Source organism: Citrobacter sp. wls708, assembly GCF_005281255.1.
In the GTDB taxonomy this organism is placed as follows: domain Bacteria; phylum Pseudomonadota; class Gammaproteobacteria; order Enterobacterales; family Enterobacteriaceae; genus Citrobacter; species Citrobacter werkmanii.
The window spans coordinates 1-24,775 of record NZ_SZXE01000006.1 but is presented as its reverse complement, the minus strand read 5'-3'; the positions used below and the strand labels follow the sequence as shown (position 1 = coordinate 24,775).

The 24,775-nt window shown below is 52.0% G+C and carries 25 protein-coding genes; 12 read left to right on the top strand and 13 right to left on the bottom strand.

Annotated elements, in window-relative coordinates; genetic code table 11:
- Positions 1-140 precede the first annotated feature (140 nt).
- Entirely contained in the window at positions 141-617 is a 477-nt protein-coding gene (locus FDW97_RS02525; RefSeq protein ID WP_006686272.1) for an FxsA family protein, read from the top strand.
- A 47-nt stretch (positions 618-664) separates the two neighbouring features.
- Here FDW97_RS02525 and yjeH read toward each other — a convergent pair whose 3' ends face one another.
- Complete coding sequence (yjeH, locus tag FDW97_RS02520) at positions 665-1,930, bottom strand: L-methionine/branched-chain amino acid transporter (RefSeq protein ID WP_038636468.1); 1,266 nt, start codon at positions 1,928-1,930, stop codon at positions 665-667.
- Positions 1,931-2,204: 274 nt separating this feature from the next.
- On the opposite strand from yjeH, the gene FDW97_RS02515 reads away from it, so the two are divergent.
- From FDW97_RS02515 to FDW97_RS02500, 3 genes are all read left to right on the top strand, one after another.
- Positions 2,205-2,498, top strand: coding sequence for a co-chaperone GroES (locus tag FDW97_RS02515; protein ID WP_000027827.1), 294 nt, complete (start codon positions 2,205-2,207; stop codon positions 2,496-2,498).
- Positions 2,499-2,541: 43 nt separating this feature from the next.
- Positions 2,542-4,188 (top strand): chaperonin GroEL, encoded by a 1,647-nt coding sequence (groL, locus tag FDW97_RS02510; RefSeq protein ID WP_006686275.1) that lies wholly within the window; start codon positions 2,542-2,544, stop codon positions 4,186-4,188.
- A gap of 251 nt (positions 4,189-4,439) precedes the next feature.
- The gene (locus FDW97_RS02500; RefSeq protein ID WP_038636474.1) at positions 4,440-4,793 is read left to right on the top strand and encodes a DUF4156 domain-containing protein; all 354 of its coding nucleotides are present in this window, start codon (positions 4,440-4,442) and stop codon (positions 4,791-4,793) included.
- An 88-nt stretch (positions 4,794-4,881) separates the two neighbouring features.
- On the opposite strand, the gene yjeJ is transcribed toward FDW97_RS02500, so the two are convergent.
- Together yjeJ and epmB are read right to left on the bottom strand one after the other, a co-directional pair.
- Positions 4,882-5,745 (bottom strand): YjeJ family protein, encoded by an 864-nt coding sequence (gene yjeJ, locus FDW97_RS02495; protein WP_087857502.1) that lies wholly within the window; start codon positions 5,743-5,745, stop codon positions 4,882-4,884.
- A 184-nt stretch (positions 5,746-5,929) separates the two neighbouring features.
- Positions 5,930-6,958, bottom strand: a complete 1,029-nt coding sequence (gene epmB, locus FDW97_RS02490; RefSeq protein ID WP_038636478.1) for an EF-P beta-lysylation protein EpmB — start codon at positions 6,956-6,958, stop codon at positions 5,930-5,932.
- A 41-nt stretch (positions 6,959-6,999) separates the two neighbouring features.
- Between epmB and efp the strand changes: the two genes are divergently transcribed.
- From efp to ecnB, 3 genes are all read left to right on the top strand, one after another.
- On the top strand, positions 7,000-7,566 hold the full coding sequence (gene efp, locus FDW97_RS02485) for an elongation factor P (RefSeq protein ID WP_006686282.1): 567 nt from the start codon (positions 7,000-7,002) through the stop codon (positions 7,564-7,566).
- A 57-nt stretch (positions 7,567-7,623) separates the two neighbouring features.
- Positions 7,624-7,758: a lipoprotein antitoxin entericidin A gene (ecnA, locus tag FDW97_RS02480; protein WP_016151394.1), complete on the top strand. Its 135-nt coding sequence runs from the start codon at positions 7,624-7,626 to the stop codon at positions 7,756-7,758.
- A gap of 107 nt (positions 7,759-7,865) precedes the next feature.
- Positions 7,866-8,012 (top strand): lipoprotein toxin entericidin B, encoded by a 147-nt coding sequence (gene ecnB / locus FDW97_RS02475; RefSeq protein WP_032940256.1) that lies wholly within the window; start codon positions 7,866-7,868, stop codon positions 8,010-8,012.
- Positions 8,013-8,042: 30 nt separating this feature from the next.
- Here ecnB and FDW97_RS02470 read toward each other — a convergent pair whose 3' ends face one another.
- The gene (locus tag FDW97_RS02470) at positions 8,043-8,642 is read right to left on the bottom strand and encodes a LuxR C-terminal-related transcriptional regulator (RefSeq protein ID WP_085048476.1); all 600 of its coding nucleotides are present in this window, start codon (positions 8,640-8,642) and stop codon (positions 8,043-8,045) included.
- A gap of 256 nt (positions 8,643-8,898) precedes the next feature.
- Between FDW97_RS02470 and sugE the strand changes: the two genes are divergently transcribed.
- Positions 8,899-9,216, top strand: a complete 318-nt coding sequence (gene sugE / locus FDW97_RS02465; RefSeq protein ID WP_038642963.1) for a quaternary ammonium compound efflux SMR transporter SugE — start codon at positions 8,899-8,901, stop codon at positions 9,214-9,216.
- Here sugE and FDW97_RS02460 read toward each other — a convergent pair.
- Positions 9,213-9,746 carry a lipocalin family protein gene (locus FDW97_RS02460; protein WP_137350615.1) on the bottom strand — a complete coding sequence of 178 codons (534 nt, stop codon included), beginning with the start codon at positions 9,744-9,746 and terminating at the stop codon, positions 9,213-9,215. The genes sugE and FDW97_RS02460 overlap by 4 nt on opposite strands.
- Positions 9,747-9,839: 93 nt before the next feature.
- Entirely contained in the window at positions 9,840-10,985 is a 1,146-nt protein-coding gene (gene blaCMY / locus FDW97_RS02455) for a CMY-2 family class C beta-lactamase (RefSeq protein WP_137350614.1), read from the bottom strand.
- A gap of 131 nt (positions 10,986-11,116) precedes the next feature.
- Here blaCMY and ampR point away from each other — a divergent pair, with 131 nt between their 5' ends.
- Positions 11,117-11,998: a LysR family transcriptional regulator AmpR gene (gene ampR / locus FDW97_RS02450; RefSeq protein WP_137350617.1), complete on the top strand. Its 882-nt coding sequence runs from the start codon at positions 11,117-11,119 to the stop codon at positions 11,996-11,998.
- Positions 11,999-12,007: 9 nt separating this feature from the next.
- Here ampR and frdD read toward each other — a convergent pair whose 3' ends face one another.
- From frdD to frdA, 4 genes are read right to left on the bottom strand one after another with little or no spacing between them, the layout of a single operon-like run.
- Positions 12,008-12,364, bottom strand: coding sequence for a fumarate reductase subunit FrdD (gene frdD / locus FDW97_RS02445; protein WP_003025535.1), 357 nt, complete (start codon positions 12,362-12,364; stop codon positions 12,008-12,010).
- Positions 12,365-12,374: 10 nt separating this feature from the next.
- A complete protein-coding gene (gene frdC / locus FDW97_RS02440) occupies positions 12,375-12,770 on the bottom strand; it encodes a fumarate reductase subunit FrdC (RefSeq protein ID WP_006686290.1) in 396 nt (131 codons plus the stop codon).
- Between the two features lie 10 nt (positions 12,771-12,780).
- Complete coding sequence (gene frdB / locus FDW97_RS02435) at positions 12,781-13,515, bottom strand: fumarate reductase iron-sulfur protein (protein WP_006686291.1); 735 nt, start codon at positions 13,513-13,515, stop codon at positions 12,781-12,783.
- The gene (frdA, locus tag FDW97_RS02430; protein WP_038636496.1) at positions 13,508-15,298 is read right to left on the bottom strand and encodes a fumarate reductase (quinol) flavoprotein subunit; all 1,791 of its coding nucleotides are present in this window, start codon (positions 15,296-15,298) and stop codon (positions 13,508-13,510) included. The genes frdB and frdA overlap by 8 nt, the downstream gene beginning before the upstream one ends.
- Positions 15,299-15,622: 324 nt before the next feature.
- Here frdA and epmA point away from each other — a divergent pair, with 324 nt between their 5' ends.
- Both epmA and yjeM read left to right on the top strand, forming a co-directional pair.
- Positions 15,623-16,600 (top strand): elongation factor P--(R)-beta-lysine ligase, encoded by a 978-nt coding sequence (gene epmA / locus FDW97_RS02425; protein WP_003830517.1) that lies wholly within the window; start codon positions 15,623-15,625, stop codon positions 16,598-16,600.
- Positions 16,601-16,813: 213 nt separating this feature from the next.
- On the top strand, positions 16,814-18,316 hold the full coding sequence (yjeM, locus tag FDW97_RS02420) for a glutamate/gamma-aminobutyrate family transporter YjeM (protein ID WP_038636500.1): 1,503 nt from the start codon (positions 16,814-16,816) through the stop codon (positions 18,314-18,316).
- A 94-nt stretch (positions 18,317-18,410) separates the two neighbouring features.
- On the opposite strand, the gene mscM is transcribed toward yjeM, so the two are convergent.
- The 3 genes from mscM to rsgA form a co-directional block, all read right to left on the bottom strand.
- Entirely contained in the window at positions 18,411-21,725 is a 3,315-nt protein-coding gene (gene mscM / locus FDW97_RS02415) for a miniconductance mechanosensitive channel MscM (RefSeq protein ID WP_038636503.1), read from the bottom strand.
- Between the two features lie 17 nt (positions 21,726-21,742).
- Positions 21,743-22,711: an archaetidylserine decarboxylase gene (gene asd / locus FDW97_RS02410; protein WP_038636505.1), complete on the bottom strand. Its 969-nt coding sequence runs from the start codon at positions 22,709-22,711 to the stop codon at positions 21,743-21,745.
- A gap of 91 nt (positions 22,712-22,802) precedes the next feature.
- Positions 22,803-23,855, bottom strand: coding sequence for a small ribosomal subunit biogenesis GTPase RsgA (gene rsgA, locus FDW97_RS02405; protein ID WP_170973222.1), 1,053 nt, complete (start codon positions 23,853-23,855; stop codon positions 22,803-22,805).
- A 105-nt stretch (positions 23,856-23,960) separates the two neighbouring features.
- Between rsgA and orn the strand changes: the two genes are divergently transcribed.
- Entirely contained in the window at positions 23,961-24,506 is a 546-nt protein-coding gene (orn, locus tag FDW97_RS02400; protein WP_006686300.1) for an oligoribonuclease, read from the top strand.
- Positions 24,507-24,775 lie beyond the last annotated feature (269 nt).

The following is a 24,775-nucleotide window of genomic DNA, read 5'->3' as shown; positions in this document are numbered from 1 at the left end:
CACCCCTTTAGGATTAACACTAAATATTAGTGTACAAGCGACTTGAAATTTTGCTAACCACCTCAATATCAGACTGATGCGAGTCACATAATTTTTGAACAGGCGTTGAAAAAAACGACTGTTATTGACAGGAGATCCCTTTGCGCTGGATACCATTACTTGCCATTTTTCTCTATGTTTACATAGAGATATCTATTTTTATTCAGGTTGCCCATGTGTTGGGTGTTCTGATGACCCTGATTTTGGTTATTTTTACGTCGGTTATCGGGATGTCTCTGGTTCGTAATCAGGGATTTAAGAACTTTTTACTGATGCAACAAAAAATGGCGGCAGGTGAAAGCCCGGCTGCAGAAATGATCAAGAGCGTTTCGCTGATTATTGCCGGTCTGCTATTAGTGCTGCCGGGTTTTTTCACCGATTTCCTTGGTCTTCTTCTTTTATTACCCCCGGTGCAGAAGCATCTGACGATGAAACTGCTGCCACATTTGCGTTTTTCTCGTATGCCCGGCGGTGGTTTTAGCGCCGGAACGGGTGGGGGCGAGACCTTTGACGGTGAGTTCCAGCGCAAAGACGAGCATCGTGACAGTATCGAACATAAAGACGATCGTCGGGATTAAGCATCAGTATGTAGGCCGGATAAGCGTTAGCGCCATCCGGCACGTGTTCATATGCCGGATGATGGCGTCAGCGTCGACTTATCCGGCCTGCCGGGTAAAAATAACCACAGCGCAGCCAGCATAATCAGCGCATACAGGCTCTTCCAACCCACCATCGCCAGCAATAGCAGACATAGCAAACCGCCAACGATCGCCAATGCGCGATAGTGTCCTTTCAGTAATCGACAACCTGCCAGCATGCACAGCAGATAAATCATAATAAAGATGCCGTTAGCGTAGACGATTAACGCATCGAGATTGATTTGCAGCATATAGATGCACAAGGTACTGACCACGCAGCAACCTAGCACGGCGTTCAGCGCATTGCGCGGAAGGTGACGAGGGGAAAGACGCGCCAGATAACTCCCCGGCTTGTATTGTGCTTGCGACCAGACCAGCCGGGCGAAACTTTGAATATAAATGTTGAGACTGGCAAAGCAGGCCAGATAACCAATAATGCAGGCGACCCACAGTGCCTGTACGCCAAACAGCTGTACAACAATTTCTGGCAGTGATGCCGCCGCCGCCATTTTCTCGCCATAAGCGCCAAAATGGAGGACGACGACGGTGCATGCCCAGTAGACAGAACCTGCCAGCAGTAGACCGATCATTAGCGCGCGCGGGAAGTCTCGCTCCGGATTTTTAAATTCAGAGGCCAGGTGGGCAAATGCTTCAAGACCGACAAAGCACCAGAACATCACTGACAGGGCAGCGAACAGTCCGGGAAGCTCAATTTCGCTAATTGCAGGGAAGGGGATTTCACTGGGTTTTAGATCGCCCGCCCACCAGATGGCGACAATCAGGGCCACGATCAGCCCGGCAATGACCGTTTGTAGGTTAGCGCTGGAGCTGGCGCCGCGGGAGCCTATGTACCAGACCAACGCCAGTGTACCGAGTTCTGCCAGCAGAAGCTGCTCGTCATGCCAGCCAAACATCGCCTGGCCGAATCCTGCGGCAATATGTAATGCCGCAGGCAAGCCAACCGGGATTACTGACAAAAACAACCATCCGGTGACGCGCTCCAGGCGCGAGCCAAAGGCCATACCGACAAAATGCGCCACGCCACCCGCGCTGGGGAAATGGCGGCCGAGCACGGCAAAGACAATCGCCACGGGAAAGACTAAAACAATCAGCACCGGCCAGGCCCAAAGACTGTTGTTGCCAGCGACCAGCGCAGCCAGCGCGGGGACGGCAAAAACGCCTGTACCTAATAATGATGTCGACAACAGGCCAACGCCCTGAGCCAGTCCCAGCTCTTGTTTCAGTCCGCTCATAAGTTGTTATCCGGTTATGCCCATTGACCGGGCTACAGCGCAGATTTTGATGGTATCACAATCGGATTTGCTTATGACGACGTGACTGAAATCGTTATGAAATGTGAGGCGTGTCGGTGTTTTGACGGGATTTTCTGCTGATAAAAAATTTTTTTCGCTTGCCCCCTTGAAGGCACAAAAGCCCATCCCCATCTCTCTGGTCACTAGCCGGGAAACCGTTTACGGGCCGGCGTCACCCATAACTGATAAAGACTTTCTCAAAGGAGAGCTATCAATGAGTATTCGTCCGTTACATGATCGTGTGATCGTCAAACGTAAAGAAGTTGAATCCAAATCTGCTGGCGGCATCGTACTGACCGGTTCTGCAGCAGGTAAATCAACTCGTGGCGAAATCATCGCTGTCGGTAAGGGTCGCATCCTGGACAACGGTACCGTACAGCCGCTGGACGTGAAAGTCGGCGATATCGTTATTTTCAACGATGGCTACGGTGTTAAATCTGAGAAGATCGACAATGAAGAAGTGTTGATCATGTCTGAAAGTGACATCCTGGCAATTGTTGAAGCCTAATCCGCGAACGACACTGAACATACGAATTTAAGGGAAAGAGAAAATGGCAGCTAAAGACGTAAAATTCGGTAACGACGCTCGTGTGAAAATGCTGCGCGGCGTAAACGTACTGGCAGATGCAGTGAAAGTTACCCTCGGTCCAAAAGGCCGTAACGTAGTTCTGGATAAATCTTTCGGTGCACCGACCATCACTAAAGATGGTGTTTCCGTAGCACGTGAAATCGAACTGGAAGACAAGTTCGAAAACATGGGTGCGCAGATGGTGAAAGAAGTTGCCTCTAAAGCGAATGACGCTGCAGGCGACGGTACCACCACCGCAACCGTACTGGCTCAGTCCATCATTACTGAAGGTCTGAAAGCTGTTGCTGCGGGTATGAACCCAATGGATCTGAAACGTGGTATCGACAAAGCTGTCGCTGCTGCCGTTGAAGAACTGAAAGCGCTGTCCGTACCGTGCTCTGACTCTAAAGCAATCGCTCAGGTTGGTACCATCTCCGCTAACTCCGACGAAACCGTAGGTAAACTGATCGCAGAAGCGATGGACAAAGTCGGTAAAGAAGGCGTGATCACCGTTGAAGACGGTACCGGTCTGCAGGACGAACTGGACGTGGTTGAAGGTATGCAGTTCGACCGTGGCTACCTGTCTCCTTACTTCATCAACAAGCCGGAAACTGGCGCTGTTGAACTGGAAAGCCCGTTCATCCTGCTGGCTGATAAGAAAATCTCCAACATCCGCGAAATGCTGCCGGTTCTGGAAGCTGTCGCGAAAGCGGGCAAACCACTGCTGATCATCGCAGAAGATGTTGAAGGCGAAGCGCTGGCAACTCTGGTTGTTAACACCATGCGCGGTATCGTGAAAGTGGCTGCTGTTAAAGCACCTGGCTTCGGCGATCGTCGTAAAGCGATGCTGCAGGATATCGCTACCCTGACCGGTGGTACCGTTATCTCTGAAGAGATCGGTATGGAACTGGAAAAAGCCACTCTGGAAGATCTGGGTCAGGCAAAACGCGTTGTTATCAATAAAGACACCACCACCATCATTGATGGCGTGGGCGATGAAGCGGCAATCCAGGGTCGTGTGACTCAGATTCGTCAGCAGATCGAAGAAGCTACTTCAGACTACGACCGTGAAAAACTGCAGGAGCGCGTAGCGAAACTGGCAGGCGGCGTTGCGGTAATCAAAGTTGGTGCTGCGACTGAAGTTGAAATGAAAGAGAAGAAAGCCCGCGTTGAAGATGCCCTGCACGCAACCCGTGCTGCGGTAGAAGAAGGCGTGGTTGCTGGTGGTGGTGTTGCGCTGATTCGCGTAGCGTCCAAAATTGCCGGCCTGAAAGGTCAGAACGAAGACCAGAACGTCGGTATCAAAGTTGCGCTGCGCGCAATGGAAGCTCCGCTGCGTCAAATCGTTCTGAACTGCGGCGAAGAGCCGTCTGTAGTGGCTAACACCGTGAAAGCGGGTGACGGTAACTACGGGTACAACGCTGCAACTGAAGAATACGGCAACATGATCGACATGGGTATCCTGGATCCAACCAAAGTAACGCGTTCTGCTCTGCAGTACGCAGCTTCTGTTGCGGGTCTGATGATCACCACCGAGTGCATGGTTACCGATCTGCCGAAAGGCGATGCGCCTGACTTAGGTGCTGCTGGTGGTATGGGCGGCATGGGTGGAATGGGCGGCATGATGTAATTTAATCTTCATACTTCAAGCCGCAGGTTCGTTGGCTGCGTTCGTTCACCCCAGTCACTTACTTATGTAAGCTCCTGGGGTTCATGAACTTGCCGCCTGCCTGCAACTTGAATTATTTGATTAAATACGCCTCTCGCGAAAAATGAGAAACCCCCGGGCAGAAATGTCTGGGGGTTTTTCTTTTGGTCATCTTTTTAGTATATGATTCAGCTACGGACATAACGTCCAACTAATTGATTATGGGGAATGACATGCACGTGAAATATTTAGCAGGGATCGTTGGTGCCGCGCTACTGATGGCGGGTTGTAGCTCCAGCAACGAACTGAGTTCAGCCGGACAAAACGTACGCTTTGTCGAAGACAAGCCAGGCGCAGAGTGCCAGCTGATTGGCACTGCAACCGGTACGCAGAGCAACTGGCTTTCTGGTCAGCATGGCGAAGAGGGTGGGTCTATGCGTGGCGCAGCGAACGATCTGCGTAACCAGGCCGCAGCAATGGGGGGTAACGTAATTTATGGCGTCAGCAGCCCATCACAGGGAATGCTGTCGAGTTTTGTTCCTACCGCCAGTGAGATGAATGGTCAGGTTTATAAGTGCCCAAACTGATAAAAGCTGTTGATGCCGGATGGCGACGCTAAAGCGTCTTATCCGGCCTACGGTATAAATGATCGTAGGCCTGATAAGCGCAGCGCCATCAGGCATTCTGAGCTTTATGCGCAGACTGAACGCGTAAATGATGTAGCGCGCGCAAACACTGCTCCTGATTGAGCTTTTGGGTTTTATCTCCCGTCAACGTTTTGACAAACACCTGGCACGGGACACCGGCAAGTTTTTTCAGTCGTGGGCTGAAGTCCAGAAGGCGTCGGGTAATGGCCTCAGCTTCTTTACTGCCGGAAAGGGCGCGAGTTTTCACTACTGAGCCACAGAATTGAGCTTTACCCTTTTCATCCTTATAGCGGTAGATAATCGCCAGGTAATGGTTAAACAGGTTATGTTTCCATTCTGGTTGTGTATATGAATCATATTCAAGATTATCGTTTTGCTGGCAGTCAACATCGTACAGCGGCAGGAAATCCAGCAGCGATGTCATTCTTAGCGCTAATTCCTGCATGCCAGCATTTTTTATTGCATGAATGATTGCATAGGCTAATACCTGGATCTGCAGTTCATTAATCAGTAATTCGTGGATTTGTCCGTTATGCAGTGTCAGAGAAAATGCTAAGCTTTCTCCTTTATCATCCACTAACACCAGAGAATTGATGCGACGGTTTATATCCGCATTTTTTAACTCATCTTCCTGAATTAAAGGGATATTCTCGTGCATCTTTTTACTGGCTTTGTCGCGTTCTTTTTCATATCGCAAACGCGCTTCTTCGCTAAGCTGGTGCTTCGCATGGAGTCTGCTCTCCAGAGCGATAAGCAGATCTCTTAGCCCCAGCGGTGAGAGGAAAAACAGTGACTCTTTATTTCTTGGTTCTTTGATCTTGAGTGCCAGAGCAATAAATTCATTCTTCTGACGAATAACACCGGTATTAATACCCTTAATACTAATAGCCATCCAGGGTTCTCCCTAACCATATATTTATTGGGAATTTATATTTGTATTAATTTATAAATTTTGCAAATGAGTTGTTGCACAGTACCAGTTAAAATAGCACATATTAAAAGTGCGACTCCACCTGCACGGATATTAAATACTCGGGATTGGTAGTGAGTGTCCATAATCGGACACTCAATAAGCATTATTGCTGGCGTAATTGCAGATCCAACGGCGTTTTACTGGGTTCTCCGCCAATTTCTCGCGCCAGTTTAGGGACCATATAACCGGAAACCAGCGTCAGCAGTTCACGCACAATCTGACGTGCTTCGTCGTCGCTGACCATAAAGTGGGCGGCACCCTGCACTTTATCCAGTACGTGCAGGTAATAGGGCATAACACCCGCATCAAACAGTGCGTTACTAAGGTCGGCCAGGGTTTGGGCGTTATCGTTAACACCCCGTAGCAATACGCTTTGATTGAGTAGCGTGACGCCTGCTTTGCGCAGTCTGAGCATCGCCTGGCGAAACGTCTCATCAACTTCATTGGCATGGTTAATATGATTGACCAGCAGAATTTGCAATGAAGAGTGAGCAAAACGCTCGGTCAGCCCTTCGGTAATGCGCGCAGGGATCACAATCGGTAAACGGCTGTGAATGCGCAGACGCTTAATGTGTGGAATGGTTTCCAGTTGCGTGAGCAGCCAGTCCAGTTCGTGATCCTTGGCCATCAACGGATCGCCGCCGGAGAAGATTACCTCATCTAACTCAGGATGGGCAGTAATGTAGTCCAGAGCGACCTGCCAGTTGCGCTTGTTGCCCTGATTTTCGGCGTACGGGAAGTGTCGGCGGAAGCAATAACGACAATTTACCGCGCAGCCGCCTTTGACCAGCAGCAGCGCCCGGTTGCGATATTTATGCAGCAGGCCGGGAACCACACTGTGCTGTTCCTCAAGTGGATCGGTCGAGTAGCCTGGCGCCGCAACAAACTCTTCCTCGGCGGTAAGTACCTGACGCAGAAGCGGATCGTTCGGATTGCCTTTCTCCATGCGCGCAATAAACGCGCGTGGTACGCGCAGGGCGAAAAGTCGTCTCGCGTCGCGTCCGGCCAACAGTTTTTCATCTGCGTCTATATTCAAAAGATGCAGAAGTTCATCGGGATCGGTCACAACATCGGCAAGTTGCGATAACCAATCTTCTCTGGATGGGGTATTTAGGGTTACAATATGCGCCATTTTGTGGCTTAGCTACCAGTTAACAATTTTCAGAGGGCCTTATGGCAACGTACTATAGCAACGATTTTCGTGCTGGTCTTAAAATCATGTTGGACGGCGAACCGTATGCGGTTGAAGCCAGCGAATTCGTTAAACCAGGTAAAGGCCAGGCGTTTGCGCGCGTTAAGCTGCGTCGCCTGCTGACCGGTACTCGCGTAGAGAAAACCTTCAAGTCTACCGACTCTGCCGAAGGCGCAGATGTAGCCGACATGAACCTGACCTTCTTGTATAGCGACGGTGAATTCTGGCACTTCATGAACAACACCACTTTCGAACAACTGGCTGCAGATGAGAAAGCGGTAGGCGATAACGCTAAATGGCTGCTGGACCAGGCTGAATGCATCGTGACCCTGTGGAACGGTCAGCCGATCTCCGTGACCCCGCCGAACTTCGTTGAGCTGGAAGTCATTGAAACCGACCCAGGTCTGAAAGGCGATACCGCTGGTACTGGCGGCAAACCGGCTACTCTGTCTACCGGCGCAGTCGTTAAAGTTCCGCTGTTCGTACAGATCGGCGAAGTGATCAAAGTGGATACTCGCTCAGGCGAATACGTTTCCCGCGTAAAATAAAACACTTATTTGATCTTGTGGCGCAGGTTGCTGCGCCATACTTTTGCCAGGGCAGGAATGATGAAACGTCTTCTCAGTCTTGTAATGCTAATCCTTTTCACCAGCACCCTACTGGCGGGCTGTAATACCGCGCGCGGCTTCGGTGAAGACATCAAACACCTCGGCAATTCAATCTCTCACGCCGCCAGTTAAACTTCTCACATAATCTGAAAAACGATTGTTTATCCATCACACTTCCGGATCTTGTCTATTATTAAGTAGCTATACACAAACAATATTGGCTAGAAAAGGAAGACGTTATGATTAAGAAGACAATTGCTGCGATCTTTTCTGTGTTGGTACTTTCTTCCGTATTAACCGCGTGTAATACCACGCGAGGCGTAGGGGAGGATATTTCTGACGGTGGTAACGCTATTTCTGGTGCAGCGACAAAAGCTCAGCAATAATGCTCAACGGTACGACGCCGGGTCGTACCGTTAACTCTCCTTATGCGGGAGCGAGAGAAACGGTGAGAAGCGGTTCCCCAGATGAAGCTTCATACGAATATTTCGTTTATAGGTATACACCGTTTTGCCATGAATGCTGAGCGTGGCGGCTATCGCACTGTTGCTCACGCCATCCATCCACATTGACAATACTTTCTCCTCCTGCGGCGTCAGCAGTGGCGTCGGGTTTTCGGCTAATGCTAATGTGGGGCGATCTTGTAGCGCTTCCTGAATCGTGTGTGTGAGTGTGTTTAGCGAGGTGTGTTTGGTTAATACCGAATGAGCGATGGCTTGAGAAGTCGGGATGGATGTGTGCTGTCTGTCCGCTGATTGCAGTAAAATCAACGGGATGACGCCACAGCTCATGAAAAAGGGCTTAACTGGCGGAGTGGAATGCGCCTCGCTAATAAAACTGTATAAATCCGCAATGACCAGATGTGGTTTCCACTGCAAAATATGCTCTTTTGCCAACAGAAGATTATTAATTCCTGATACCAGAAATGAGGAGCTGAACCTGCCAGAATGATTAAGCAAGGCCTCAATCCCTGTGCGGGTAAAGTGGCATCGGTCAATCACTAAAATTTTAAGCATAAACTTTTCGCATTCAGAAGAGGGGCAATCGACTTTCTGATTTCAGAAAGCCCTTCATCATAGAGAACTCCGATGAGTGCCAAATGCGGGAACTACGCCGCTAATTATGCTTAATTCTTGCTTTTAACAGACGGTGAATAAAAAGGTTGAAATTCATTTTCTGTCGGGCAAAAATGCCATTTCACACACCAGCTTTGCAGGACGACCTGCAAACGCTTCTTTCACCGGGGACGGCCCCATTGTTCTGGAGCCTGATATGTCCTGGATCATTTTATTAATTGCCGGTTTGCTCGAAGTTGTTTGGGCGATTGGCCTGAAATACACCCACGGCTTCACTCGTCTGACGCCAAGCATTATCACCATTGTCGCGATGATCGTCAGTATCGCCATGCTCTCCTGGGCGATGCGCACCTTGCCAGTTGGGACCGCCTATGCCGTCTGGACCGGTATTGGCGCCGTCGGGGCGGCCATTACCGGGATTCTGCTGTTGGGTGAATCTGCCAGCCCGGCGCGTTTGTTGAGTCTGGGGCTGATTGTGGCTGGCATTATTGGTCTGAAGCTGAGCACTCACTAAGCACCAGGCTGTTTCACCCAAATCAGTTTATTGACGTCAAACCCTTCCCGGGTCGCGATAGCCAACATTTGCTGCTTCATTTCATCTGAAATGGTGGGGGTCCGTGAAAGGATCCACAGGTAATCGCGATCCGGACCACACACCAGCGCGTGGCGATATTCCCGGTCGAGCGCAATCACGTTATACCCACCATAGAAGGGGCCGAAGAATGACACCTTGAGCGCCGCCCGATTTGGGTCGCCGGTGAAATAGGCTTTACCCTCCGTTTTTTGCCACATCCCTCTGTCCGGGTTATAGCCCTTATTGATCACGTTGATACCGCCGTCGTCGCGCAAGCCATACGTTGCGGTCACTTTTTCCAGTCCACGTTCGAAGCGATGGTCTAAACGTGCAATTTCATACCAGGTACCAAGATAGCGTTTAGCGTCAAAGTTATTCACAACGGTAACGCCTTTTGGCGGTGTAGGGGAACTGCAGGCGACAACCAGAAATGCAGCGGTAACTGCAGCAACGACGGGCAGAATGCGCATAAGATTTTCCTTACTGTTTTTTTGTTAAGTGTAGATGACAGCAGGAAAAGAAGAGGAAGAAACGAGGTCCGCTATAGCGGACCTCATCGTCAGTTACTGCAATTTTTCAAGAATGCGCCTGGCGGCCTCGACGCGAGCAGGGTTTGGGTAGCTTTTGTTTGCCAGCATCACGATGCCGAGATTTTTTTCCGGAACGAACGCAACGTAGCTGCCAAATCCGCCAGTGGAGCCGGTTTTGTGCACCCATGAGGCTTTCACTGCAGGAGCGGGCGGATTGACCTCAACGGCGGGAAGCGCCGCTAACGCGACTTTACTGTCGCTACCGTTGATTATCGAGTCGGCATTCACCGGCCAGTTCAGCATCTCCCAACCTAATCCCTGGTACATGTCGCCAATATGCCAGTAACGAGCCTGCGCAATTTCAATTCCCTGTCGGAGCGTTTTCGCCTGCACCTGGCTGGCGTCCATGTTGGCCTGAACCCAACGAGTCATATCGACAAGGCTGGATTTCACCCCGTAGGCTTCGGCATCAAGCTGACCCGGAGATACGTGCACGGGCTTCCCTTCGCGATAACCCCAGGCATAATCCTTTTGTTCGCTCTGTGGAACCGTAATCCAGGTATGCGCCAGTTTTAATGGTTGCAGGACGCGTTTGGTCATCGCCTCTTCATAGCCCATTCCTGAAGGTTTCACCGCCAGTGCGCCAAACAGACCAATACTGGAGTTAGCATACAGGCGTTTAGCACCCGGGGCCCATTGCGGCTGCCAGTTTTGATAAAAGCGCAGTAATGCCGCTTTATCTGTAACGTCGTCAGGTACCTGAAGCGGCAGACCACCCGCCGTATAGGTGGCCAGATGCAGAAGGCTGATACCCTGCCATTGTTTGCCAGTTAATTCGGGCCAGTATTGGGTGACCGGATCGCTGAGCTTAATTTCACCACGGGCGATAGCATCGCCGCCCAGCACACCGTTAAACGTCTTACTTACCGATCCAAGCTCAAACAGCGTTTGCCGGGTGACGGGGCGGTCATTGGCGATATCGGCTTTCCCCCAGGTAAAGTAATAGGGTTTTCCCTGGTAGATAATTGCCACGGCCATACCCGGAATAGCCTGTTCTTGCATCAGCGGTGTGATGGTACGGTTTACGATATCGGCAATCTGTTGTTCTGTTTTTACGGCGGCAAACGTGGAGAAAGAGGCTGTCAGCAGCAACGCGCAGCATAACGATTTTTTCATCATGAAATCAGTTCCGTAATAAAAAGCGAAAGGGTGTCCGGGCCCGTCAGACGCAATCAGTTTGTTTGATTTGCAGTGTGTTGACAAACGGTTAAATTTAGCAGCAGATATAAGTTTTTCTAACAGGCCGGATGATGACGCGTAGCTATATTCCTCTTAACTCACTGCGAGCTTTTGAAGCCGCGGCCAGACACCTTAGCTTTACCCGCGCTGCGATTGAGCTCAACGTGACGCATTCTGCCATCAGCCAGCATGTCAAAGCGCTGGAACAGCAGCTAAATTGTCAGCTGTTTGTGCGCGGCTCCCGTGGGTTAATGCTGACGACAGAAGGGGAAAGTCTGTTACCTGTACTTAATGATTCTTTCGATCGTATGGCGGGGATGCTGGATCGTTTTGCTACTAAAAAAACCCAGGAAAAACTTAAAATCGGAGTGGTGGGGACCTTTGCGGTCGGTTGTCTTTTTCCTCTGCTCAGCGACTTTAAGCGTAGTTATCCGCATATTGATTTGCATATTTCCACCCACAATAACCGCGTGGATCCCGCCGCCGAGGGACTGGACTATACCATTCGCTACGGAGGAGGTGCCTGGCACGATACCGATGCACAATATTTGTGTAGCGCGCTGATGTCCCCGCTTTGCTCGCCAGAATTAGCCGCACAGATCAAGGTACCTGCAGACCTCCTGAAATTCCCGTTATTACGCTCTTATCGGCGAGATGAGTGGACGCTTTGGATGCAGGCCGCCGGAGAAGCGCCTCCGTCACCGACGCACAACGTGGTGGTGTTTGATTCGTCCGTCACAATGCTGGAGGCCGCGCAGGCGGGGATCGGGGTGGCGATTGCCCCGGTAAGAATGTTCACTCATCTGCTTGGTAGTGAACGTATCGTTCAACCGTTTCTAACGCAGATTGATCTGGGGAGCTATTGGATAACGCGTTTGCAATCCCGACCGGAGACATCTGCAATGCGTGAGTTTTCCCGTTGGTTGCCCGCCAATGGCGGGCCTGATAGTTAACGCATGCAATTAGATGGTCAGGATACCAATGGCCGTTACAACGGTCAGGATAGCTGCCAGTCCGTAGAATACCCATTTGCCAGCAGGCACGTGGATTTTCAGGTCATGCATCGCGTGATGCATACGGTGTAAACCGCACCACAGCGGCAGGACGATCATCAGGAACAGGAATGCGCGACCGATAAAGCTCTGAGCGAATGCCAGGACGCGTTCATAGCTGAAGGCATCAGGAACAAAGCCCAGCGGCAGCATAATGCCTACCAGCAGAATCATTACCGGCGCAATGATTGCGCTCCACATACCGCCTGCACCAAACAGGCCCCAGAATACGGGTTCGTCAGAGCGTTTTGGATTTGGATTAATCATTCCGGACTCCTTACCAGAACAGGGCAACAAACAGTATTACTACTGTCGCAACCACAGTAACCGCCCAAAGCCCTTTGATGATTGGCTCTGGCCCCATTTTTTCGTCTTTTACGATGATGTTGGCCGCTTTCGGCGCCAGCTCAAACCAGGTCTTGGTATGCAGCAGCGCGGCTGCCAGGGCGATGATGTTAAGGATCACCACCACCGGGTTCTGCAGGAACCCGACAAAGCCAGCCCAGGATTCCACACCGTGCTTAAGCGCAAACAGGCCGAAGATCAGTTCAATACTGAACCAGACAGCCGGAACGGCTGTGCCTTCACGCAGCATGTAAAAGCGATAAAACGGCAATTTCTTCCACCAGGTGGACGTCATTGGCCGCACATAGGCGTTGCGTTTAGTCGTCATGTTGCACTCCTTAGCGTGGTTTCAGGGTTGCGATAAGAAAGTCTTTTGAACTTTCAACTTTACCCTGCTGAATGGCCGCAGCCGGATCGACGTGTTTCGGGCAGACTTCGGAGCAGTAGCCCACGAAAGTACAACTCCAGACGCCGTTCGGGCTATTCAATTGAGCCATACGCTCTTTCTTACCGTGGTCGCGGCTATCTTCGTTGTAACGATGCGCCAGCGTAATCGCAGCCGGTCCAATGAACTCAGGGTTCAGGCCGAACTGCGGGCACGCGGCGTAGCACAGACCACAGTTGATGCAACCGGAGAACTGATGATACTTCGCCATCTGCGCCGGAGTCTGGGTGTTTGGACCCTGATCCGGTGTACGCGGGTTACCGATGATGTACGGTTTGATCGCTTCCAGGCTTTCGATAAAGTGCGTCATATCGACGACCAGATCGCGCTCAATCGGGAAGTTGCCCAGCGCTTCAACCTTCATACCGTTGGTGTAATCACGCAGGAAGGTTTTGCACGCCAGCTTCGGCACGTTGTTGACCATCATGCCGCAGGAGCCGCAGATTGCCATACGGCAGGACCAGCGATAGCTCAGGTCCGGCGCCAGGTTATCCTTGATGTAGCCCAACGCATCGAGCAGAGACGTGGTTTCATCGTAAGGAACTTCGTAGAAAGCACTGTGCGGCGCGGTATCGGTTTCCGGGTTATAGCGCACCACCTCAACTTTCAGGTTTTTCATCTCAGCCATTCGCCTTCTCCTTCTTATCGGCTGCTTCCGCTTCGCCACCGTAAACACGTTTAGCCGGTGGCAGAGTGGTGATTTTCACGTCGCTGTATTCCAGGCGAGTCGTGCCGTCAGCATCGCGGAAGGCGAGGGTGTGTTTGAGGAAGTTCACGTCGTCACGCTCGGTGCAGCCTTCATCCAGACGCTGATGCGCGCCGCGGGATTCTTTACGCGCCAGAGCGGAGTGCGCCATACATTCAGCAACGTTCAGACCGTGACCCAGTTCGATGGTGTACAGCAGGTCGGTGTTGAAGACGCTGGAGGTATCAGTGATACGCACGCGCTTGAAGCGCTCCTGCAGCTCAGCCAGCTTATCAACGGTTTTCTGCATGAGTTCCGGCGTACGGTAGATACCGCAACCTTCTTCCATGGAGATCCCCATTTCGTCACGGATCTTAGACCAGTTTTCGTTACCTTCCTGGTTAACCAGATCTTTCAGACGTTTTTCAATACCGGCAACCTGTGCATCAAGCGCGGCACTGTTTGCAGCGCCAGCCGTTGCAGCACGTTCCGCAGCCTGTTCGCCAGCCATACGACCGAAGACCACCAGTTCCGCCAGGGAGTTAGAGCCCAGACGGTTAGCGCCATGCAGACCAACAGAGGAACATTCGCCGACAGCGAACAGACCTTTAATGCGGGTTTCACAGTGCTGATCGGTTTCGATACCGCCCATGGTGTAGTGCGCGGTCGGACGTACCGGGATCGGCTCTTTAACCGGATCGACACCCACGTAGGCTTTCGCCAGTTCGCAGATGAACGGTAAACGTTCGAGCAGTTTTTTCTCGCCGAGGTGACGCAGGTCGAGGTGAACCACATCGCCACGCGGAGTGGAAATGGTGTTGCCTTTGCGCCATTCGTGCCAGAAAGCCTGAGAAACTTTGTCGCGCGGACCGAGTTCCATATATTTGTTTTTCGGCTCGCCCAGTGGGGTTTCCGGACCCATGCCGTAGTCTTGCAGATAACGGTAGCCATTTTTGTTGACCAGAATACCGCCTTCACCACGGCAGCCTTCAGTCATCAGGATACCGGAGCCAGGCAGACCCGTCGGGTGATACTGAACGAATTCCATATCACGCAGCGGAACGCCGTGGCTCAGCGCCATGCCCATACCGTCGCCGGTTACGATGCCGCCGTTGGTGTTGTAACGGTAAACGCGACCTGCGCCGCCCGTTGCCATTACTACTGCGTTAGCACGGATCTGCACCAGCGTGCCTTCCATCATGTTCATCGCGACGACGCCGCGAGCATGGCCATCGTCAACCAGAATATCGAGAACGAAGTGTTCGTCAAAGCGCTGAATCTGTGGGAACTGCAAAGACGTTTGGAACAGCGTATGCAGCATGTGGAAGCCGGTTTTATCCGCGGCAAACCAGGTACGCTCGATTTTCATGCCGCCGAAGCGACGTACGTTGACGCTACCGTCTTCACGACGGCTCCATGGGCAGCCCCATTGTTCGAGTTGCGTCATTTCAGTTGGGCAGTGGTGGACAAAGTAATCCACGACATCCTGCTCACATAGCCAGTCTCCGCCTGCTACCGTATCGTGAAAATGGTAGTCAAAGCTGTCATGATCCTGCGCGACAGCAGCAGAGCCGCCTTCGGCAGCAACGGTATGGCTGCGCATTGGGTACACTTTTGAGATCAGTGCGATTTTAGCGTTGGGATTTGCTTGTGCGGCAGCAATTGCAGCACGTAATCCCGCGCCACCGGCGCCTATAATGGCAAGATCGGCTTGAAAGGTTTGCACGACATTCCTCCAGATTGTTGTTATTTCATCCCCGCCTGAACTCAGATGCTTCATCGGCTTCAAACAGGTTATGAACGCGTTTCCACTGCTCCTTTATAGGTACAATAGTATAGTCTTAGGGATGTGCGGGAAATTTGACGTGTTCGATTTTTTTAGCGTGTCAAAGGGGGGAATTATCATTGAATTTGATTAATTTAATTACTAAACCACCCAATGTCGCTTTTTTTACCCGATTGCCAGTGCTGATTACTACCGCGGGAAATTTGTCTCGTTAGCGCGATACGAGTAGACTTCGTGCCCTTGTCTTAAATCGGAGAAACAACCATGAGCGAAACGGCAACCTGGCAGCCGAGCGCGTCCATCCCCAATCTGTTAAAACGTGCAGCAATTATAGCGGAGATTCGCCGCTTTTTTGCCGATCGTGGCGTGCTTGAGGTTGAGACCCCTTGTATGAGTCAGGCAACGGTAACGGACATCCATCTGTTCCCGTTCGAAACACGTTTCGTCGGCCCTGGACATTCCCAGGGAATGAATCTCTATTTAATGACCAGTCCGGAATATCACATGAAGCGCCTGCTGGTGGCAGGATGTGGCCCGGTATATCAACTGTGCCGCAGCTTTCGCAATGAAGAGATGGGACGTCATCATAACCCTGAGTTCACCATGCTCGAGTGGTATCGTCCCCACTACGATATGTATCGCCTGATGAATGAAGTGGATGATTTGCTCCAGCAAGTGCTGGACTGCTCTCCGGCGGAAAGCCTTTCTTATCAGCAGGCCTTTCAGCGCCATCTGGAGATAGATCCACTATCAGCAGACAAAACCCAACTGCGGGAAGTAGCGGCTAAGCTGGATCTCAGCAATATCGCCGATACTGAAGAAGATCGGGATACGTTGCTGCAACTGCTGTTCACGATGGGCGTTGAGCCGCATATCGGCAAAGACAAACCGACGTTTGTGTATCATTTCCCCGCCAGCCAGGCATCATTGGCGCAAATCAGTACCGAAGATCACCGCGTGGCTGAGCGTTTCGAGGTGTATTACAAAGGTATTGAGCTGGCGAATGGTTTCCATGAGTTGACCGACGCGCGCGAGCAGCAGCAACGGTTTGAACAGGATAACCGCAAACGTGCCGCGCGTGGCCTGCCACAGCAACCTATCGATACCAACCTGCTTGAAGCGTTAAAAGTGGGCATGCCGGATTGCTCTGGCGTGGCGCTCGGCGTTGACCGTCTGGTGATGCTGGCTCTGGGCGCGGAAAGCCTGGCTGAGGTTATCGCATTTACCGTCGATCGCGCGTAATTTACGCTCTCTCCATACAAAGTGGCGGATAAGCAGCCACTTTGTAGCATATTTTTTCATTTACCCTCTAATAGCCACAATTTACATCTGGATGTTTGATATCTTTCAGGTATCAATTCTGTGTTAATTTTTTATCGCTGAACTCCGCAATGAGAGCAGTGCCAATCGGTGAGCGGCGTTTGTGAAACGCTTGCCAGAGTAAGGGATGGTTTAATGACCCAAACAATAAAAAAGATGAGCCTGATTGGTCTCATCCTTATGATATTTACGTCTGTTTTTGGTTTTGCTAACAGCCCCTCCGCGTTCTATTTAATGGGGTACAGCGCGATTCCATGGTATATATTTTCCGCATTATTATTTTTTATTCCATTTGCTTTAATGATGGCGGAAATGGGTTCCGCCTATCGGAAAGAAGAGGGTGGAATCTATTCGTGGATGAATAATAGCGTTGGGCCACGTTATGCGTTTATCGGCACGTTTATGTGGTTTTCTTCCTATGTGATATGGATGGTCAGCACGGCGGCAAAGGTCTGGGTACCTTTTTCGACCTTCTTATTTGGCGCAGACATGACGCAGCACTGGCGTTTTGCGGGGCTTGAGCCTACGCAGGTTGTCGGGCTGCTCGCTGTCGGCTGGATGATTCTGGTGACCTGCGTGGCCTCACGAGGGATTAATAAGATTGCCCGTATTACGGCTGTAGGTGGAATTGCCGTAATGTGTCTTAATTTAGTTTTGTTGTTAGTGAGTGTCGCTATTTTGTTATTAACGGGTGGCCACTTTGCGCAGGATATTAATTTTATCTCCTCGCCTAATCCGGGATATCAGTCCGGTCTGGCAATGTTGTCATTTGTTGTGTTTGCTATTTTTGCTTACGGCGGAATTGAGGCCGTGGGGGGACTGGTAGATAAAACAGAAAAGCCAGAAAAGAACTTCGCGAAAGGGATTGTCTTTGCCGCTATTGTCATTTCTGTCGGTTATTCACTGGCGATATTTTTATGGGGCGTTAGCACCAACTGGCAACAGGTATTAAGTGATGGCTCGGTCAACCTCGGCAACATTACCTATATCCTGATGAAAAGCCTCGGGATGACGTTGGGTAATGCACTGCACCTTTCCCCGGAAAGCGCGATGGCGTTGGGCGTATGGTTCGCGCGTATCACCGGTCTTTCTATGTTCCTCGCCTATACGGGCGCTTTTTTCACGCTCAGCTACTCGCCGCTGAAAGCGATTATTCAGGGAACGCCGAAGGCATTGTGGCCCGCGCCGATGACCAGGCTGAATGCGGTGGGGATGCCGACGACGGCAATGTGGTTGCAGTGTTTACTGGTGAGCCTGTTTATCCTGCTGGTTTCGTTTGGCGGCGACACGGCCTCAGCGTTTTATAACAAACTGACCCTGATGGCGAACGTCTCAATGACGCTGCCGTATCTGTTCCTTGCGCTGGCTTTCCCATTCTTTAAAGCGCGTACGGACCTGGAAAGGCCGTTTGTGATTTTTAAAACGCGGGCGGCGACGTTACTGACAACAGGCGTGGTGGTATTGGTGGTGACGTTTGCCAACGTGTTCACCATCATCCAACCGGTGATTGAAGCCGGGGACTGGAACAGCGCATTGTGGATGACCGGCGGCCCGATCTTCTTCTCGCTGCTGGCGATGGCGATTTATCAGAACTATAGCCGTCGCATGGCCAACGAACCTGAGTGGGCGGTGGAGTAACCGTCCTGGCGTATCCGGCCTACAAAGAAGCATTTTCGTAGGCCGGATAAGACCCAACGGGTCGCCATCCGGCATGTCTTGCCTGAATCATGCGCTACAAACTTCCCGCCGGGCGGCTGGCTCTGCCCGCAGAACTTAACGTTCTTCCCGTTTGTTTACCGCCAAGGCTCTCCAGACGCATCTGGAACGGCGGGAATGGCATATCAATACCGTGTTCGCGGAAGCCTGCCAGAATCAGCTGGTGGATCTCATGACGCAGCGGCATACGGTGTCCCATCTCTGCGGCATAAATACGCAGTTCGAAGATTTGAATCCCCTGCTGCAGATCTACCAGAAAGACTTCTGGTGCCGGGTTATCGATAACCAGCGAACAGCGCTGCGCGGCAGTCAGCAAAATCTGCGTGACCTCCTCGCTGTTAGCCTCTGACGGCGCCGGGATAGTTAACACCACACGGGTGACCGAATCTGACAACGACCAGTTGATAAACTGCTCGGTGATAAAGGCCTTATTGGGCACGATGATCTCTTTGCGGTCCCAGTCGCTGATGGTGGTGGCGCGAGTGTTAATCTTCGTCACGCTACCGGTAAGATCGCGAATGGTCACCGTGTCGCCAATGCGAATCGGTTTCTCAAACAGGATAATCAGGCCGGAAATAAAGTTGGCGAAGATTTCCTGCAAACCAAAGCCCAGACCAACACCGAGAGCAGCCACCAGCCATTGCAGTTTGGACCACTCAATGCCGATCATCGAGAAGCCAACCAGACCGCCAATCAGCATCAGCAAATACTTGGTAATGGTGGTAATGGCGTAACCGGTGCCGGGGGTTAAATCCAAATGTTGCAGCAGCGCCAGCTCCAGCAACGCGGGGAGGTTGCGCACTAACTGGGTGGTGATGATAAATACCAGTATCGCGATGAGCACCGCGCCCAGCGTGATCGGCTCTAAGCTTTCCACGCCTTGCACCGTAGAGGTGACATCCCACAACGAGATGTTTTCCAGGAAGCCAAATGCGGAATGAATTTCCGACCACAGCACAATGACTGAAAGCAGGGCGATAAGCATCAGAATAGAGCGCACCAGACGCAGCGATTGCGCGCTGATCGCGTCCAGATCCACTTCGCTTTCATCAACGTCAATCGCGCCTTCAAGACTGGTGGAGTGCGGCGGTTCTTCTTCACCCCGCGCGCGCTGCGCCAGCATTTCGGCGCGTCGATGCTTGGCGCGGTCGAACGCCAGGCGGCGGCGCTGGATCAGCATCCAACGGCGGATGACGTGATATACCACCAGTAACAAGAACCAGATAGCCACGGACGTTTCCAGACGCGCCAGTAAAGCTTGCGATGTGGCGAGATAGCCCACTGCGGCCGCGAGGATGGCAATCAGCGGCGCGCCCATCAGCATATTCCATAGCATGCTGTTGACCATGTTATCGCTGTTGCCCTCTTTATCGAGATACAGCGGTATTCCGGCGCGCTTCAGGCTCAGAGTCACGACCGCCAGTGCGCCGCAAATCAGGATGAAGCACAAGCGTCCCAATGAGGCGGAGAATTCCCGGTCATTGAGGTTATCAAACATAATTACTGCCATGATCAGCGGGACAATCAGTCCGATGCTCATCAGGTAATAGTGCATAGCCTTCGCGACGCGATTACGCGGCCAGCCAAAGTGGGCAATGAACAGACCGTTAGGGCGTGCAAAGGTGGCGCAAATCATCACCGCCCATAGCATGGGCACCGTGGCGGTTACGCCATCGCCGATAGCGACGGCCAACGGATAAGGCCAGGCTTCCTGCAAACCGTAACCCAGGGTGGCCCACAGTACCGGTAGCGGCGAGGCGACGAGTATTGACCAGAATACCGTGCGTATCGTCAGCCAGAAGTGGTCCTGGGTCACCTTACCCACCCGCGCGGACGAGCGTTCAAGAAAACGGGTAAAGTGTTTGCGAGAATAGAGGCTAAATCCAACCAGTACCAACGCACCGAACAGCGGTAGTAGCGTTTCTTTGCTGGTCAGCATCATGATGCTGGCTTTACCTAACTGATTAAAGGTATCTAATGAGATCAGACGCCGCAGATCCTGAACAATGTCGACAGGCCATGAGAGGGAGATAGGGCTGACGTCAGACGTCCAGAACAGATAGCGGTGCGTCGCTTCGTTGACCTCTTTTAGCGCATCTTCCAGTTGGCTATTGGAGACTTTTAGCTTGGTCAGCTCAAGGATCAGCGTATCGCCACCCTGTAACAGAGAGTTCAGCAATTCACGCTGAGTGCGCAACTGGGCGTTGAGGATGCTGCTCTGTTCCGCGGTCAGCGGTTGCCCATCGGCCTGATGGATCTGGCGTAGTTGCGGCTGTTTATTGAGGAGATCTTCATAGCGCATACGATGCACACGTAGCTGCGCCATTTCGGTATCTAACTGCTGAGGTTTGGGCATTTCGGGCAGACGAGATACCTGCGCGCGTAGCGCTTCCCCCAGCATATTCGAGACCCCAAGCCACTGGGACTGTTCGCGCAGCGTATTCAACGCCTGCCGCACCTGCAGCGTTTGGCTGGTGGCCTGACGCTGTTGCGACGCGACCAGATCCATACGCTGCGCCTGCTGGTTTAAGGCCTGGGACAGTTCGCGGTTTACCTTGAACTGGTCAACAATGCCTTCGGGCAGCCCCGCGCTGTTTTCCGCCAGCAGTTCGGTACTCTCCAGCGCTCGCTCAGCTTCACGCTGCCGCTGACTGTTGAGTTGATTACGTAATGCCTGCAGATAGGCGTCGAGCTGTTGGCTCTGTTTTTCCGCCAGTTCTGAGCGCATACGTGCCAGTTCCTGACGGTTGTTGGCGGAAAGCTGCGCCAGCTCCAGTTCATCGACCAGGGCTTTGAGTTTGGCGGACTCAGCCTGCATCGCCTGATTCTGCGCGGGATTGGCGTTGGCGGTACCAATACGCCGCTCAAGCTCATTTAGTTGGCGGCGGGCATCGGTTTGCTGTTGAGGAAGCTGACTTAACGAGTCGGCGATTTCCCGGGCGCGATCCTGCTCCTGCTGGGCCTGACGACTCTTTTCCAGCAACTGACTGCTGACCTGGAGGATCTCCTGGTTTAACGCATCAGTTGTCAGTCCGGTTGGTACGTTGCGCGGTTCGTCACGCAGATTGCTAAGCTGTGCGCGTAGCGTTGCGGAGAGCTTGGGGAAGTTATCAATAACCTGCTGGTATTGCGCGGCGCGCTCGAGAGAGCCTTTCCGCTCCTCAAGGGCATTCAGCGCGGACTGGAGCGCCTCGACGGTTTCTGGCTGAGCGGGTTTCGCCGCCTTGGCCTGCTCCAGTTCCTGGGTGAGTTGTTTGGCGTCGGGGGCCGTCGCAGCGTACGCCCCCAGGCTGAGGCACCAGGCCATCAGAAAAGTGATAATCAGGCGCACAGCAGCGATTCCTATGTTTAAGTTTCGTCTTTTTTGTCGTCAACCAGCGGGCTGGCGTCGTGTTCTGCTTCGATCTCTTCTTTCGGCAGCGGGGCAGGTTCTGCCTCTGGCGTCACGAAAGTCTCGGTTGAGATGGCCATTGGCTGACCGATTTTCGTGACTGAAAGGTCCTGCAATTGCTCAACCAGGTTAACTTTGCCCGGTGCGAACAGGTTGATGACGGTGGAACCGAGCTTAAAGCGGCCCATTTCCTGACCTTTCAGCAGTGCCACCGACCCTTCGCTTTCGCCTTCAGGCCAGGTCCAGCGTTTAATTACGCCTTCACGCGGTGGGGTAATGGTGCCAGCCCATACGGTTTCAATGCTGCCAACGATAGTCGCCCCGACCAGAATTTGCACCATTGGGCCAAACTCGGTATCAAACAGGCAAATAACGCGTTCGTTACGGGCAAACAGATTCGGTACGTTTTGCGCGGTCAGGATGTTTACAGAGAAGAGGTCGCCTGGCACGTACATCATTTCGCGCAGGATACCGTTACATGGCATATGTACCCGGTGGTAATCGCGTGGTGATAAGTAAGTGGTCACAAACGTACCGTTGCGGAATTTGTCCGCCATCTGGTAGTTGCCGGCCAGCAGCGCTTCAAGCGTATAGCTGTGCCCTTTGGCCTGTAACAGCTTGTCTTCTTCGATGTTACCTAACTGGTTGATCACGCCGTCGGCAGGCATGACCAGTACATTCGGATCGGTATTGACTGGACGAGCCTCGTCGCGCAGGGGACGAACAAAGAAGTCGTTAAAGGTGCGATAGCTGGCGGTATCCGGCTTTTGCGCCTCTTTCATATCGACCTTGTAATATTTCACGAACAGATCGATTACCAGTTTGGTCAGCCATCCCGCTCGTTTGCTCGCACCCCAGCCCGCCAGGCGAGTGAGCCATAGTTTCGGCAGAATGTATTGTAGCGAAAGCTTAAATGAGTTTAACAAGGTAGCCTCCAGGCCATAATTTGTTCCCGATCCGGCATATGGGCCGGATCCTGAAAAAGGGGGACGATTCTAGCGATGCTTAGCTTAGTTGTCAGTTGTCAGTATCAGAAAAGTTTTTACGCGTTTTTACCTGCGCCATGCTTTCCAGGATGCGGTGATAATTTTCAAACCGAGTTTCGGCTATTTCCCCTTTTTCTACAGCCTCACGGATAGCGCAGCCTGGATCGGCATCATGCTTGCAGTCGCGATATTTGCAATGACCCAGGTAGTCATGGAATTCGACAAAGCCATGGGTGATTTGTTCCGGTTCCAGATGCCACAGTCCGAACTCGCGTACGCCAGGGGAGTCGATAACGTCGCCGCCGTGCGGGAAGTGATACAGGCGAGAAGCGGTGGTGGTGTGCTGCCCAAGACCGGAGTTGTCGGAGACATCGTTGGTCAGGATCGCTTCCTGCAGGCCGAGAAGATTATTGAGCAGGCTGGATTTACCTACACCCGACTGGCCGGCAAAAATACTGATACGACCGGTTAACGCTTCTTCAAGCGGTTTCAGACCGTCTTTCGTGCGGCTTGATACCATCAATACGCGATAGCCAATGTTGCGATAGATATCCATCTGTTCGTTAACAAAGGCCATGCCTTCGGCATCCAGCAGATCGATCTTATTCAGTACGATAATCGGTTCGACGTGTAGCGTTTCGCAGGCAACCAGATAGCGGTCGATAATATTAAGCGACAGCTCGGGTAAGATGGCTGAGACAATAACGATCTGATCGATATTGGCGGCAATGGGTTTTACCCCATCGTAAAAGTCAGGACGTGTGAGCACCGAGGTACGTTCGTGAACCGCCTCAACGATGCCTTTGACATTTACCCCTTCTGCTGCCGCTTTACCTGGACGCCAGACTACGCGATCGCCGGTAACCAGCGAACGAATTGTGCGGCGGATGTTGCAGCGGTGAATATCACCGTCAGCAGACTCCACGTCGGCATGCATGCCAAAACGGCTGATAACGATGCCTTCAGCGGTTTCGCCAAACAGGTTGTCGTCGTAGTCTGGCTTCTCCGCGGACGTTTTCAGACGACGCTGGTGATTGGCGTTCACACGGCGCTGTTGGCCTTTGGAGAGTTTATTCTTACTCAATCGGACTGGCTCCTGGTCGCCCATGATGGGCAAAACATTTATGATACACGCAATTTTAGATGAATATAGTCACACTGAATGTGACGCTGAAGGGTGGAAAATAGCATGAGTGCCAATGAAAACAACCTGATTTGGATCGATCTGGAGATGACTGGTCTGGATCCCGAGCGCGATCGCATTATTGAAATCGCCACACTGGTGACGGATGCCAACTTAAATATTCTGGCTGAAGGACCGACGATTGCGGTACACCAGTCTGACGAACAACTGGCATTAATGGATGACTGGAACGTACGTACGCATACCGGTAGTGGGCTGGTGGAACGGGTAAAGGCGAGCACCATGGGCGATCGCGAAGCAGAACTGGCCACGCTGGCCTTTTTGCAAGAATGGGTTCCGGCAGGAAAATCACCTATCTGCGGCAACAGCATCGGTCAGGATCGTCGTTTCCTGTTTAAATACATGCCGGAGCTGGAAGCGTATTTCCATTATCGCTATCTCGACGTCAGCACGCTGAAGGAACTGGCGCGTCGTTGGAAGCCGGAAATCCTTGCTGGCTTCACCAAGCAGGGAACGCATCAGGCGATGGATGATATTCGTGAGTCGGTTGCTGAGCTGGCTTACTACCGCGAACATTTTATTAAGCTTTGATTTTGTGGATTGCCGGGTGGCGGCTGCGCCTTACCCGGCCTACGAAAATCGTTCCTGCGAGCTTGCACTAAGTCAGGATTGTCGCTAAATTAAACGACTTGCCGATAAATTCAGCACTTAAACGAAAAAACAAGAAAATCGCTTTTAGGGGGGTTGCAGCTAAACGGATTTCTCGTATAATGCGCCTCCCGTAACGACAGAGAATTACGCGTTACGGCAGCAACAAAAGCAGTACAGATTTGCGGGAATAGCTCAGTTGGTAGAGCACG

Bases quoted from the DNA above. Each gene is read 5' to 3' on its own strand.
- blaCMY (WP_137350614.1), bottom strand. From the start codon at position 10,985: ATGATGAAAAAATCGTTATGCTGCGCGTTGCTGCTGACAGCCTCTTTC.
- FDW97_RS02515 (WP_000027827.1), top strand. From the start codon at position 2,205: ATGAGTATTCGTCCGTTACATGATCGTGTGATCGTCAAACGTAAAGAA.
- frdC (WP_006686290.1), bottom strand. From the start codon at position 12,770: ATGACGACTAAACGCAACGCCTATGTGCGGCCAATGACGTCCACCTGG.
- frdD (WP_003025535.1), bottom strand. From the start codon at position 12,364: ATGATTAATCCAAATCCAAAACGCTCTGACGAACCCGTATTCTGGGGC.
- yjeH (WP_038636468.1), bottom strand. From the start codon at position 1,930: ATGAGCGGACTGAAACAAGAGCTGGGACTGGCTCAGGGCGTTGGCCTG.
- efp (WP_006686282.1), top strand. From the start codon at position 7,000: ATGGCAACGTACTATAGCAACGATTTTCGTGCTGGTCTTAAAATCATG.
- sugE (WP_038642963.1), top strand. From the start codon at position 8,899: ATGTCCTGGATCATTTTATTAATTGCCGGTTTGCTCGAAGTTGTTTGG.
- ecnA (WP_016151394.1), top strand. From the start codon at position 7,624: ATGATGAAACGTCTTCTCAGTCTTGTAATGCTAATCCTTTTCACCAGC.
- frdB (WP_006686291.1), bottom strand. From the start codon at position 13,515: ATGGCTGAGATGAAAAACCTGAAAGTTGAGGTGGTGCGCTATAACCCG.
- FDW97_RS02460 (WP_137350615.1), bottom strand. From the start codon at position 9,746: ATGCGCATTCTGCCCGTCGTTGCTGCAGTTACCGCTGCATTTCTGGTT.
- epmA (WP_003830517.1), top strand. From the start codon at position 15,623: ATGAGCGAAACGGCAACCTGGCAGCCGAGCGCGTCCATCCCCAATCTG.
- epmB (WP_038636478.1), bottom strand. From the start codon at position 6,958: ATGGCGCATATTGTAACCCTAAATACCCCATCCAGAGAAGATTGGTTA.
- groL (WP_006686275.1), top strand. From the start codon at position 2,542: ATGGCAGCTAAAGACGTAAAATTCGGTAACGACGCTCGTGTGAAAATG.
- orn (WP_006686300.1), top strand. From the start codon at position 23,961: ATGAGTGCCAATGAAAACAACCTGATTTGGATCGATCTGGAGATGACT.
- yjeM (WP_038636500.1), top strand. From the start codon at position 16,814: ATGACCCAAACAATAAAAAAGATGAGCCTGATTGGTCTCATCCTTATG.
- ampR (WP_137350617.1), top strand. From the start codon at position 11,117: ATGACGCGTAGCTATATTCCTCTTAACTCACTGCGAGCTTTTGAAGCC.
- FDW97_RS02500 (WP_038636474.1), top strand. From the start codon at position 4,440: ATGCACGTGAAATATTTAGCAGGGATCGTTGGTGCCGCGCTACTGATG.
- ecnB (WP_032940256.1), top strand. From the start codon at position 7,866: ATGATTAAGAAGACAATTGCTGCGATCTTTTCTGTGTTGGTACTTTCT.
- yjeJ (WP_087857502.1), bottom strand. From the start codon at position 5,745: ATGGCTATTAGTATTAAGGGTATTAATACCGGTGTTATTCGTCAGAAG.
- FDW97_RS02470 (WP_085048476.1), bottom strand. From the start codon at position 8,642: ATGCTTAAAATTTTAGTGATTGACCGATGCCACTTTACCCGCACAGGG.